This is a genomic window from Mesorhizobium sangaii (genome assembly GCF_014207355.1).
GTDB classification, from domain to species: Bacteria; Pseudomonadota; Alphaproteobacteria; order Rhizobiales; family Rhizobiaceae; genus Mesorhizobium; species Mesorhizobium sangaii.
In genome coordinates this window covers 282144-294473 of record NZ_JACHEF010000003.1, presented here as the reverse complement: position 1 = coordinate 294473, position 12330 = coordinate 282144, and the positions used below count along the sequence as shown (strand labels likewise).

Here is a 12330-nt window from a genome sequence, read left to right as displayed (position 1 = left end):
TTGCTGTCCATTGAAGCTCGAACAATTCGGTGAAGCGTTGTCTGAATGGTCGGCTACCGTCCGGGCCGCTTCACGGACATCAGCGCGCGACCTGCAGCTCTGTGTCGTTGACTCAGGCCATGCCAAAAGCGTAAGTCGCGGTGCGCGTCTCACGTCCAAGGCGCAGCGCTTCACCCACAAAAGGTATCAAAAATGGACGACAAATATGCCAACGCGCGCGAGCACTTTTTCGCGGCGATCAGGACGCTAGCAGCCTCTTCCGACAGTGTTCAAACGCGCCTGATCGACGCAAATACGACCATTCTAGACGTTACGATCGATGAGTTCGATGGTGACCCAGAGCTCAAGTTCAAGTTTGCAAAAATACTGGATCTGCTTGCTGTCGATCAAGACGACATGGAAACGGTCGCTGTTGAGACCGCCGCGCACATGACAGATTTTGAAGCGGTCAAGGTCGCGGACCTGATTTGTGATTTCTACTATGAGCTGACGTAATTTGGCGTGACGGGCGGAGCGCTTCCGCTACGTCCGCGGCCAGTTTAACGACTCGCACGCGCAATCAAGACACCGGTCTAGATCCGCGCTGGGAGCATCCAAGAAGCCGACCGAGCAATGGAATTGTCACGATCAAGCCTTCCATTTGCGCTGGCGCAATACGACTCAGATTTTGGCATGCATGCAAATCCAACTAGGCGCCAGCAATTACCGTTTCTACCTCATGCGCGGAATGGCCTGTAAGATCCTTGGCGATTTCGCCAACAAGCACGGCTGACAGTTTCTGGTGATAGTGCTTGCGAAGTTCCCCAAGGGTTCGCGGAGCGGCGATGACAATCAGGTTGGCGATTCGTCCGTCCAGAACTTGTCGGTTAAGCAACCCGGCAGTTCCTGCCGCGAAACTGTCTTCTTCGATCTGACTGTTGTCGGGATTGGCGGAACTGCTCTGATGACGGGCGCCGGACCCCTTGTTCTCATTTGCCAGGTCTTCAACCGCCGAGACCGTCAGCTTCGGGTTGGCTTCGTCTCCGGAGTTGCAGAACAGGTTGAGTTTCTCGCCATCAGCTACTGCAATTGTCGCACCTTTGGGAATATTCATTTTAAGTCTCCAAAATTGCGCCAGTGGTTGGCTGATCCGATTAAAGCCATCTGGCGTCGGCCTCAACGTTTCAACTCGCCATTGGATGCCCTGGATTCGGAGTCTTTCGCCGAGGGCCATCGTTGGATCGGAAAACCACATCGCGCCGTTGCGAGATGCCAAGGTCATCAAGGCGCTGCATTGAGTGCGGAATGTCGTTCGTTCCCTAGCAGACGCCGCCTACTGGCCTGGTGGCAGCTTGACGCAATACATGCATGCGCCCGTTTCGCTTTTACATCGATTGTCTATGTTCCAGACAAGCGCCAAGTTGGCCGGAATGACGACATGAGGCGCATTGCGGTCCGGCAGCTTCGGGGTCGAAAGCTGTCTGAAGCTTCTGGGCCTCCGGGACTAACCGTCTTGTCGTCATATCGGGTCCATGAGTCGCCTATGTGAGGCACAGTTAATTACATAGCCAGCGACCCACAATGTGATAGGGTGGGTCATGTTTTTCGACCGGGCATGAATTCCGGTCGGCGTTCCTGCCGAGTGATGGCTCGCTTCGCGAGCTTTCGGCCCTTGAGGGCCAATTTTCATGGCATCCGTTTCAGCATCCCATCTGGAAGCCGCGAGCACGCTCGCAGTGGTCGTTTCATCGAACGAGCCGCTTCTGTTCCTGACCGATGATCTCAGGGTCATTGTGGTCAGTGCCTCGTTTTGCCGGACTTTTCAGATCGATCCAGCAACGGTTTCAGGCAAATTGCTCTCGGAAATCGGCGCAGGCGAATGGGACATGCCGAAGCTGAACTCATTGCTCCAGGCAACCGCCGCAGGCAGCGCCCAGATCGAGGCCTACGAGATCGACCTGAAGCGGGCGGGCCAGAAGATCCGTCAGTTGGTCGTGAATGCGCGCGTGCTCGAAGACGGCGATCCAGACCGAACTCGCCTCCTGGTGGCTGTAGCCGACGTCACCGATGCTCGCGCGGATGCCCGTCAAAAGGACGATCTCATTCGCGACAAGGCAATCCTAATGCAGGAAGTGCAGCACCGGGTCGCCAATAGCTTGCAGATCATCGCCAGCGTGCTGATGCAGAGCGCGCGCAGGGTCCAGTCCGAAGAGGCTCGCGGCCATCTGCATGACGCCCACAACAGGGTCATGTCGATCGCGGCTGTGCAGCGGCACCTTGCCAAGTCTGGCGTGGAGAATGTTTCGCTGCAGACCTATTTTACGCAGTTAAGTGACAGCCTTGGCGCGTCGATGATCTCCGACAAGGACCGGCTTTCAATCGTCGTTTCCGTCGACGACAGCGTCGTGAAGTCGGACATTTCGATAAGCTTAGGCCTGATAGTAACCGAACTGGTAATCAACGCATTGAAGCATGCGTTTCCGCAGGAGCGGTCCGGCAAGATCTCGGTCGACTACCGCTCGCACGGGCAGGAATGGACACTTTCGGTCCGCGACGACGGGGTTGGCATGGGCGACAGTGCCGCAAAGGCCGGGCTTGGTACAGGTATCGTCGAGGCGCTTGCCAGAAACTTGCAAAGCGACATCAGCGTCACCGACGCAAATCCCGGAACTCTCGTATCTGTTACGCACCTTGCCGACGTCATCGACAATGTTCCGGCGGCAGCATAGCCAGATGACCACACCAAAATCCGCTGACGCGGGGCAACCATTGCCCAATGCGAAATTAGGTCCCGCGCAGGCCGGAGACATTGCGGCAAACCGCAAGGCCGTCATTCTGATCGTCGAAGACAACGCCATCATCAGGATGGGCGCGGTCGACCTCGTCGTCCATGCTGGTTACGAGGCGCTCGAGGCCAGCAATGCCGAAGAGGCAATTCGGCTGCTGGAGGCACGAACGGACATCGTTCTGGTGTTCACCGACGTCGGCATGCCCGGCACGATGGATGGCATCAAATTGGCCCATCACATCCGAAACCGGTGGCCTCCGGTCAAGCTGATCGTCGCTTCCGGCAGATCGATCATCGAACAGAGCCGGCTTCCCGAAGGAAGTCACTTTTTTCCCAAGCCCTATAGCGACGGAACGATCGTCGAACAGATGCGCCGGATGCTGGCACCGATCGAGACGCGTCAAGAATCCTAGCGCGGACCGTCTGTCGCGTTTTTCAAGGCACAAGTCCCCTCACATCCAGTTGAACCAATTAGATAGAACTAAATCGGGGTCGAAACCTTTGCGGGGACTGCCGAGGGGAGCATCCAGATGAGCAACGGCGCGGTTCTGGTGGTCGAGGATGAGCATCCTCGTCCTGCTTGACGTCGAGTCGGCCCTGGAAGAATCGTTCAACGGCAAGGTTTGCCCCTGCATTGAAGTGGTCGAAGCCTACGGATAATGGTTTGTCCAAGTGGTCGAAGGCGACCAGGAACTAACCCGATCATTCGAGCTGGAATCTTTCGCTTTCGCCTATGCGAAGAGCCAGCGGATACGTCTGCCGAGTTCAAACGGACCTAGGCAGAAGGATTCGAGATCGCAATGCGGTATCGATGTCGTCTTTGAAAGCAGGCCTTTGTGGACTAGCAAATTGTTGATCGCCGCGACCGCCATCATCAGACCTTCAAGCTAAAGATTGTCGACGTTCATGGCCTGGAACTCTTTACGTGGTCGGATGGGTTCTGCCCGTCTGACTGGTGGGTCTTGTCGTCCACCTCATTGACGGGGCGCGTCAGTCCAGCGCCATTCTTGGGCTTCTTGTTTCCGGCCGCGTCCTGAGAGAAAGCATCCGAAGGGTCGGCGCCGGTCTTTGCCGGATATTTTGTTGCTCCGGTTTCGCGACGGTTTTCGTTGTCAGACATGTCTTGGTGCTCCGTGTGATCAACGATAACCGCCCCCGGCAGTGCTAGTTCCGGTCCAGATGGAACATTCCCCACGGCGGGTCGTTGGCCAGCTATTGTCAGGGAGCCGGAGAGAGCCGGCTCCAAGATAGAACGTAAAGGCCTGAACGGAAGCGGCGAGGATCTATCGCCACCCAACCCTAAGACGGCAGGTGCGTCTCCTAAGAACAAAATCCCTCTGGCAGAGCCCTTCCCTGCCAGACAAAGCCATGCGCGGCCGGTGGCACACCTCATCCGACCGACAGACCGGGAGAATAACCAACGAACTTCCTGTCCCTAACCCTGACGAGAACCGTGATCCACCAAAGCGAGCATTGCGATGAGCGGTGATTAGGTGCGCAGCGGTGGTTGCCACCGATGGCGAATGCCTCATGTTCTCAATATCTGGGCGAATGTACACTGTTCCGGAGCCTTGTCAGGGCGCCACCGCATGAACTTGGTACCGTGCCGGAAGCGATCGCCGGTGACGTGATCGAACCGGACTTCCACTACCAGTTGGGGCGTCAATGGCTCCCAATCTCCGCTCCTCTCGGTGCTCCAACGGCTCGGTCCGCCCGGCGCTTTGCCGCTAAAGCCCGGAGGCGAACGCAAGGCTTCGAGTTGTTGGGTCAGCTCTGATCGATCCTCCTGCGCGATGGTCGACGTAAATCCCACATGGTCGAGCTTGCCCTGGTCGTTGTAGAGCCCAAGCAACAACGAACCGACCTCGCGCGCGTTCGCCAGATAGCGGAAGCCACCGACCACGCAATCAGCTGTGCGCAGCCGTTTGACCTTGACCATGGCGCGCTCGCCGGGCCGATATTCGTCGTCGAGAAGCTTGGCGACAACGCCGTCCGTTGATCCGCGACCGGATTCGCCAAGCCACTTCGTTGCCGTCGCCAAATCCCGAGTACAACGCGACAATTCAAGATCGGTATGTCCCGCTGACTTTACGAACGCATCCAGCACCTGGCGCCGCGCAGACAGCGGATGATGCATCAGGCTGGCATCCGGACTGGCCAGCATATCAAACAGGATCAGCTTGGCCGGGGTTTCAGCCGACAGTTTCCGGATCCTGCTTTCCGCTGGATGCAATCGCATCTGGAGCGCGTCGAAAGAAAGTGAGCCATTGACTTCGATAACGATCTCGCCATCGACGACGAATTCCCTGGCTTTCAGCTCACGCAACATCGAGACGACTTCCGGAAAATATCTGCCGAGCCGCTTGCCGGATTTTGCTCGCAACTCCACCGTATCTCTGGCTTTGAAGGCCAGGCAACGGAACCCATCCCACTTAGGTTCGTACTGCCATTGGCTAGCGCTATCAGGCAGTTTGTCTGCAGCCTTTGCCTCCATTGGTTTCGTGTCCAATGGGACGGCAAATGACAGTTTTTCCCCTTCAGATGTCATGCGGCGAGCTTTGCAGAACCCAGCCGTTTGATGGCGCTGCTGATCGACCTTTCGCCATCGTCGTAGTCGGCCCAGGCGACGGTCTTCTTCAACAGGCTCGGAACGGTTCGGACCGTGTATTTTTTTGGGTCGAGATCCGCCTTCACCTGGCCCCATGTCAGCGGCATGGAGACAGTCGCTCCTTCCCTAGCACGCGGTGACAGCGGAGCGACGGCCGTCGCCATGCGATCATTGCGGAGGTAATCGAGAAAGATCCGAGACGTCCGCAGCTTCTTGGCCATGTTGATGAGGTAGAGGTCCGGCCGGTCCGCCGCCATTTGCATGCACACCGCCTTCGCGAAGGCCTTGGCCTCTGGCCAGGTCGTTTTGTTGCGCTGGGCGGCCAATGGGGTGACTACGTGCAGGCCCTTGCCGCCCGTCGTCTTGCAAAAGCTCACCAATCCCAGATCTTCAAGACGATCGCGCATTTCCTTCGCTGCGGCTACTACCTCGGCAAAGGAGACTTCGGGACCAGGGTCTAGGTCGAAGACAAGTCGCCCGGGTATCTCGGGATTGCCCGGCTGGCAATTCCAGGGATGCAATTCCAGGCCGCCAATCTGGGCGATCGCAGCCAGGCCTTCAACGCGGTCGATCTGCAGATACGGCTTGTGGTCGCCGAAGACTTTCACCAGTTCCAGCAGATTGGATGTGCCTGGCATTGCGTGGCGCTGGAAGAACTGCTCGCCGGCGTAGCCATTAGGGGCTCGGACAAGCGAACAGGGGCGACCCTTGAGATGTTTGATCATCCAGGGGCCAATGGCCTCAAAGTACTCTGCAAGATCGAGCTTGGTGACCGGCTGACCACCGTCGCCGGCATTCGGCCACAGCGGCTTGTCAGGCTTGGAGATGATGACGCCCAGGACGACCGGGCTTTTCGCACTCCGGGCAGTTGCCTTGCCGGGTTCGGCAATCTGCGTCTCTTGAGGATCGGCGGGTCGCTCGGCCTCAACCTCTTTCGCGGGCTTGTCTTCGCGCAAGCCCTTGAAGGCGGCCTGCCTGACATTGCCGCCGCCCGTCCAGCCGGCGAATTCGATTTCCGCAACCAGTTCGGGCTTTGTCCAAAAGACGGTTGCATCCTTTTTTGGCGCGCCATCGCCAGTGAAAGGCGACTTGACCGCCTGCATCTCCTTGAGCCTTGGCAGCAGTTGCTTGACCTTTGCCTCGCTGTATCCGGTTCCAACACGGCCGATGTAAGCGAAATGCTCGCCCCGATTGACGCCGACCAGCAGCGATCGGAATTTGCCATTGGTGGTGGCCCAGCCGCCGATGACGACCTCATGTCCGGCGCGGCATTTCGATTTTGCCCAGGTGTCGGTCCTGCCCGAGACATAGGCTGCATGAGCCTTTTTGGAGATAATGCCTTCAAGCGACAGACGACAGGCGGACCGCAGCACCGCATCGCCGCCATTGGTGAAGTGCTCGACATAGCGGATAAGGTTTTCCTCGCCGCGATCGACCTTGCCGAGCATCGCGCTCAGCTGCTCCTTACGTTGCAAGAGAGGCAGCGTTCGCAGATCAACGCCGTTGGCGAATAACAGATCAAAGGCAAAGAAGATGAGATCGTTTGTTCGGCGCTCGGATAATGCAGCTTGCATGGCGGCAAAATCGGGGGCGCCATTCTCGCCGAGCGCGACAATCTCGCCATCGATGATTACATCGGGAAGGCTGCCCGCCTCCTTTGCGATGGCGCCAAATTTGTCCGTCCAATTCAGGCCTTTTCTGGTCTTCAATGTGGTGGCGTTATCCTCGACGCGCAGCTGGACTCGGTAGCCGTCGAACTTGATTTCATGCACCCAATTCGCTCCGGCCGGCGGCCGGGAGAGCGTCTGGCACAGCTGCGGTGCGATGAAGTGGGGCATTTTCGTCCCCGACGCACGAGAAGCTCGTTTGGGGCGCGGAGATGGCTTTGACGCTTTGATGGCGCGTTCGTCAGCAGCATGGCCGCGATTGCTGTCCCACACGGCGTCCGCATCGGCCGCCGATGACCCTTGCATCATGAACGGCTTCGGTCCGGCTCCTTTGCCCGCAGCAATCTTATCCATGCTCCGCCCGGAAGCGATAGATCGGTCCTGTGCCAGCACCGCGTCGCCATTGCCGTCCACCGCGTATTTGTCGCGATGCTTGATCAGCAGCCAGTTGGTGCGTTTGCCTCCATTGCGATCGTGCTTCATGCGCACAAGGACAAAACTTCCGTGCAGGCGCTTACCGTCGAGCGTGAACTTAAGATCGCCTTTTTCCAAAGCCTGTCCAGCTGACATAGAGCCTTCCGGCTCCCAGTATCCCCGGTCCCACAGCTGCACGGTGCCGCCGCCATATTGGCCCTTGGGGATGGTGCCTTCGAAGTCGCCATAGTCTAGCGGATGGTCTTCCACCTCGACTGCGAGACGTTTGTCGTGAGGATCCAGCGATGGTCCCTTCGTAACGGCCCACGACTTGAACACACCATCAAGCTCAAGACGAAGATCGTAGTGCAGCCGCGTGGCCGCGTGCTTCTGAATGACAAATCGAAGCCGGTTAGATTTCGCGATCGTGCTTTCGCCGCTGGGTTCTTCCGTCTTGGTGAAATCCCGCTTCGCCCTATAGGTGGAAAGCTCGCCTTTTATCATGGGAAATGCCCCGGCTGATGACGCAACACGAGGCTCAACGCCGCGGACGAGATTTGGTTCGGCCAACGCTGGAATCGGACAGCAGCAAAAGCTTCGACTTAACAATTGCGATCCCCCATCTCAAACAGCGAGTTCCGCGTCGGTACTGTCGGAAGCAGGGAAGCAGCCCAGTCGAGATCAAACCTTCGCAATGCCGGTTGGGAATGGAACCAGATGTCCCGTGCCGCGTCATAGAAGCAGGTTCTTATCGTGCAGCTGCAGGAGTGACATCAATGATCAGGCCCGTTCTTGTCGCAGCCGCCGTGCTGGCCCTCGCATGCGGCAGGACAGAAGCGGCGAAGCTGGACCGAGCCGCCGTCAACAATGCCCAATTCGACGACGGCGAAGCGAAGGGCGTCAATCCGATCGTGCTGAAGGCGCAAATCCTTTTGGATCGCGCGCGGTTCTCGCCGGGCTTGATCGACGGCCGCGGAGCAGAGAACTTCGAGAAGGCGATCCGGGCATTTCAGGCGGCCAACGGATTGCCCTCCGATGGCAAGCTCACACGGGAGACTTGGAACAAGCTCGCCGCAACATCCTCAAACCCGGCCCTTGTGACCTACGAGCTGACGCGCAAGGATGTGCGTGGACCGTTTACCAAGCGAATTCCGGCTCGCATGGAAAGAATGGCTCGCCTACCTAAGCTTGGCTATCACAATGCGCTGGAAAAGATGGCTGAGCGCTTCCATACCAGCGAACAGCTGCTCGAAAGGCTCAATCCCGGCATTGGCTTCAGGGTGGCTGGCGCAAAGTTGCTGGTGCCAGCTATCGATCGAGGCGATCCTCCCGCGGCTATTGCCAGAGTGGAGGTCGACAAGAGCGCTCGCCAGGTTCGCCTGCTCGACTCTTCCGACAAAGTGCTTGCAGTGTACCCCGCTTCGATCGGGAGCCAAGAGAAGCCGGCGCCGAGCGGCCACGCAGAAGTCAAACGCGTGGTGCACAACCCGACCTATCATTACGATCCTGACTTCGCCTTCAAGGGGGTTAAGACCAACCGCCCATTCACCATAGCTGCCGGGCCAAATAATCCGGTGGGATCGGTGTGGATCGATTTGTCCATCGAAAGCTACGGCATTCACGGTACTCCCGAGCCAGGCAAGATTGGAAAGACCTTCTCACATGGTTGCATCAGGCTGACCAATTGGGATGCTGAAGACCTCGCCTCTGAGGTGCAAAAGGGCACAAAGGTTATCTTCAAAGATGAAATGGTGGAGTCGGTCAACGAGTAATTCCAGTAGCCGCGCCGCTACGTGAACTTGGAGAATCGTATGTCCACTAAGAGACTGCTTCGATGGTGTTTCTTCATTGTCAGCGCCGCCGCGACAAATCTAGGCTTTACCACTGCGCCTCCGGCCGCACCGGTTGACGCGCAGGCGATCGCCGATCACTTCTCCTCAATACAATCCATGTCTGGGGACTTCGTTCAGTCCGGCCCGAAAGCGGAACGGACAAGTGGCAGGTTTTTTCTCCAACGGCCGGGCAAAATCCGATTCAACTATGCCGGCCAATCGGGGATCAGCGTAATTGCCGACGGCAAATCGGTAGTCGTTCATAATAAGAAACTTAAAACCTCGCGGCTTTATTCACTCTCCAAGACGCCACTCAAGCTGCTACTCGACAATAGGATCGACCTGTCTGGCGGCCGTCTCAAAAGCATCAGAGAAGAAGCCGATCTGATAATTATTAAAATATCCGACAAATCATCCTTCGGGAATTCGAATATCTCCATGATATTTGACAAGAAAAAGCTCGTTTTACGCAAGTGGAGTCTTATCGACGAAAAGGGGCTGACCACAACGGTAACAATCTTCAACGTGAAGCAGGGCGTTCGCGTTGCCGAGGGAACCTTTACTATCGACTACGCGGCAAACCGGGAGAACAACACCTCAACGAAATCGCGTTGAATTTGGTGGTTCGAATCATCTCGCCCGATACCGCTGGACATAGCCAGGGTCGAAATTTGAGGCTGGTCGCATCGTCGCATCGCCACCGGACTTGTACCTGGATCCGTCCCCTGATCGGCAGCAGTCCGCCCGCGCCACTTTAGCCAGTTGAACGGAGCCATCCGACCCTGCCCACGTTAAGGCGGAGAGGGTAATGTCATGGGTTCGGAAGCCATCAAACGGAAAGCACTTGCGCCCGATGAGCGCCGTGAGCGACGTAGGCTGCGCAGAGAGAGACAGCGAATTGAAAACGTTGGGCGTGCCGACAAGATGCATTCCGCCCGATTGGCCGGGGCAATAGCAAAGCGTGATACCGAGTCGTGTTTGCAGGCATCTGCCTATGTCGGGTGCTCGGGATGGTTTTACTGGAAATGGCGGGGACAGTTTTATCCGACGGATCTGCCCACGAGCGAATGGTTCAATCACTACGCGAAACGATTCGATACTGTCGAAATTAACGCATCCTTTTATTCATGGCCAACCGTCGCAAATGTAAAAAGCTGGCTTCGGCAACCCGCAAAAAGCAGTTTCGTCTATACGGTAAAGGTCTGTGAGCTGATTACTCACATCAAGAGGTTCGAGGGGACCAAAACTCTCGTAAAGGATTTTGGAATGATAGCCGATATCCTCGGTGAGAGAATGGGCTGCTTTCTATTCCAGCTCCCGCCCAGTTACCATTTCACAAAGGCAAGACTGAACGACATTCTCGGCCAACTCGACCCGGCCCGGCGTAATGTGGTGGAGTTTCGTCACGCCAGTTGGTGGAACGAGACAGTATACTCGGCCTTTCAGGAGACAGGCACAATCTTTTGCTCATGCAGCGGCCCTCGTCTTCCGGATGTACTGGTGCGTACAGCGGAGGATGTCTACGTGCGGCTCCACGGTCCCGAGCGCTGGTACCGGCATGATTACACCAGAGACGAGCTAGGCGGATGGGCTGACAAGATCCGCGCCAGTGGGGCAAGAAGAGCTTGGGTTTATTTCAACAACGACTACGAGGGCTTTGCGCCAAAGAATGCCCTGTCGATGCGGCGCTTGCTAGAGGAATAGCCCTTAGACGATGAACAGCTATGGGCCCATGGCCACGTATCTGCCGTCGCGATCTCCAACATCAACTGCCCGCCCCTGAGGCACAGCAGGCATCCTCATATTGCGGACGCGCGCGTTTGGGATTTAGATACTTCGCCCTTCGAATCCCGGCATGGCAAAGACGTCGCTCACGAAATGCCGAATCTGACGGTCAGCACGTCGCCCGACTTTGCCGCCAAGTGGCTGGTAAACCGCCTAGGCTGGTTTGCCGTGACGCCAGAAACGGTCAGAGCGGCTACCGATCATTGAATGGGCGGATCGCTGCTACCCTCAGAGCGGCCGAAAAAGTCGCTCACTGTCGCCATTATCGCCAGGAAGGCGGCGGAGTATCTTGCAAAACCAAAAGCCTGCGCCGCCACAAGCTTTGCGCCATGCAAATGCTGGTTGACAAATTCGGAGGCTACTTCCTGGACTTCGCCCGACGCTTTCCCGAACAGCTTACGTTCTGTTTCGGTTGCATCAAACGATCGGCCAATTACGTGGCCAATCAACAACCCTCCAACTGAACCAGCGAGCATCTTGGTCCGAGCAGCGTTGGTGACGGCCTGTCGCGAGGGTTGCACCCTCGGAACGCTCGCCTCGCCCGGGCCCTGTGCTTCGCTGGCCCAGGGAAATCCATTGGGGTTCGTCGGAGGCTTGCTGCTGTCAACACTTCTTCTGCCCGCATCAAATACCGCCACCGCGCCGAGTGCTACCGTAGCCGCAGTGCCGCCGTTTTCTTTGATGGCGTCTGACACACCACTCACGGCCTCGGCCACCTTGTCCCTGGCATAGCGCGTAGTCACGTCGACCAAATGCCTGGGTTGCAGGCGGCGGCTTATTTCACTGACCGGCCCGAACAGGGCCTGACGTTCGACCCGGCATTGCGCCATGATCTCGCGGAGGTCATCGTTGTGTGGTGCCATAACGTATCCCCTGCTTCAATGCAGCTATATCGCTGCGCACCTGGTTGACGGTCTCGATTGGAGTGATGGTCAAGCCGACAAGCGCCCGCTTCGCCAGGTGAAGGGAGAGCAAACCTCCGCCAAACAATACGATGCCGACTGCCAAGCAGGCGACTATGGCGCTGATGCCGAGATGGATCATCACCAGGATCAGGAACTGGACCATAGCGAACGATGCCAGGACAAACAGGGCAACGGCCGCTATTCCACAGGCGCTGGACGAGACGATTATCGAAGACTTGCTCTTCATTTCCGCCTCTAGCAGGCGCAAATCCAAGCGAATCAACGATGCGAATTTTTCGAGCGCTTCGTTGACGAGGCTGCCGAAGGCCCGGCGATCGATACCGTCATTCAT

Annotated in this window: 12 protein-coding genes; 6 read left to right on the top strand and 6 right to left on the bottom strand. The window is 57.3% G+C overall.

Annotated features, from left to right (window positions below):
* Positions 1 to 192 precede the first annotated feature (192 nt).
* Complete coding sequence (locus HNQ71_RS16460) at positions 193 to 495, top strand: hypothetical protein (protein WP_184873605.1); 303 nt, start codon at positions 193 to 195, stop codon at positions 493 to 495.
* Between the two features lie 193 nt (positions 496 to 688).
* Here HNQ71_RS16460 and HNQ71_RS16455 read toward each other — a convergent pair whose 3' ends face one another.
* Positions 689 to 1093 (bottom strand): host attachment family protein, encoded by a 405-nt coding sequence (locus tag HNQ71_RS16455; protein WP_184874374.1) that lies wholly within the window; start codon positions 1091 to 1093, stop codon positions 689 to 691.
* Between the two features lie 574 nt (positions 1094 to 1667).
* Between HNQ71_RS16455 and HNQ71_RS16450 the strand changes: the two genes are divergently transcribed.
* On the top strand, positions 1668 to 2708 hold the full coding sequence (locus HNQ71_RS16450; RefSeq protein ID WP_184873604.1) for a sensor histidine kinase: 1041 nt from the start codon (positions 1668 to 1670) through the stop codon (positions 2706 to 2708).
* A 79-nt stretch (positions 2709 to 2787) separates the two neighbouring features.
* On the top strand, positions 2788 to 3180 hold the full coding sequence (locus tag HNQ71_RS16445; RefSeq protein WP_184874373.1) for a response regulator: 393 nt from the start codon (positions 2788 to 2790) through the stop codon (positions 3178 to 3180).
* Between the two features lie 491 nt (positions 3181 to 3671).
* Here HNQ71_RS16445 and HNQ71_RS16435 read toward each other — a convergent pair whose 3' ends face one another.
* The 3 genes from HNQ71_RS16435 to ligD all read right to left on the bottom strand — a co-directional run bounded on the left by HNQ71_RS16435 (position 3672) and on the right by ligD (position 7960).
* Positions 3672 to 3887 (bottom strand): hypothetical protein, encoded by a 216-nt coding sequence (locus HNQ71_RS16435; RefSeq protein WP_184873603.1) that lies wholly within the window; start codon positions 3885 to 3887, stop codon positions 3672 to 3674.
* A gap of 408 nt (positions 3888 to 4295) precedes the next feature.
* Positions 4296 to 5315: an ATP-dependent DNA ligase gene (locus tag HNQ71_RS16430; protein WP_184873602.1), complete on the bottom strand. Its 1020-nt coding sequence runs from the start codon at positions 5313 to 5315 to the stop codon at positions 4296 to 4298.
* On the bottom strand, positions 5312 to 7960 hold the full coding sequence (gene ligD, locus HNQ71_RS16425; protein WP_184873601.1) for a DNA ligase D: 2649 nt from the start codon (positions 7958 to 7960) through the stop codon (positions 5312 to 5314). The genes HNQ71_RS16430 and ligD overlap by 4 nt, the downstream gene beginning before the upstream one ends.
* 272 nt (positions 7961 to 8232) lie before the next feature.
* Between ligD and HNQ71_RS16420 the strand changes: the two genes are divergently transcribed.
* The 3 genes from HNQ71_RS16420 to HNQ71_RS16410 all read left to right on the top strand — a co-directional run bounded on the left by HNQ71_RS16420 (position 8233) and on the right by HNQ71_RS16410 (position 10992).
* Complete coding sequence (locus HNQ71_RS16420; RefSeq protein WP_184873600.1) at positions 8233 to 9228, top strand: L,D-transpeptidase family protein; 996 nt, start codon at positions 8233 to 8235, stop codon at positions 9226 to 9228.
* Positions 9229 to 9267: 39 nt separating this feature from the next.
* Positions 9268 to 9903 (top strand): LolA family protein, encoded by a 636-nt coding sequence (locus tag HNQ71_RS16415; RefSeq protein WP_184873599.1) that lies wholly within the window; start codon positions 9268 to 9270, stop codon positions 9901 to 9903.
* Positions 9904 to 10101: 198 nt separating this feature from the next.
* On the top strand, positions 10102 to 10992 hold the full coding sequence (locus tag HNQ71_RS16410; protein ID WP_210333936.1) for a DUF72 domain-containing protein: 891 nt from the start codon (positions 10102 to 10104) through the stop codon (positions 10990 to 10992).
* Between the two features lie 281 nt (positions 10993 to 11273).
* Here HNQ71_RS16410 and HNQ71_RS16405 read toward each other — a convergent pair whose 3' ends face one another.
* Together HNQ71_RS16405 and HNQ71_RS16400 are read right to left on the bottom strand one after the other, a co-directional pair.
* Entirely contained in the window at positions 11274 to 11936 is a 663-nt protein-coding gene (locus tag HNQ71_RS16405; protein ID WP_184873598.1) for a hypothetical protein, read from the bottom strand.
* A complete protein-coding gene (locus tag HNQ71_RS16400) occupies positions 11917 to 12330 on the bottom strand; it encodes a phage holin family protein (protein ID WP_184873597.1) in 414 nt (137 codons plus the stop codon). The genes HNQ71_RS16405 and HNQ71_RS16400 overlap by 20 nt, the downstream gene beginning before the upstream one ends.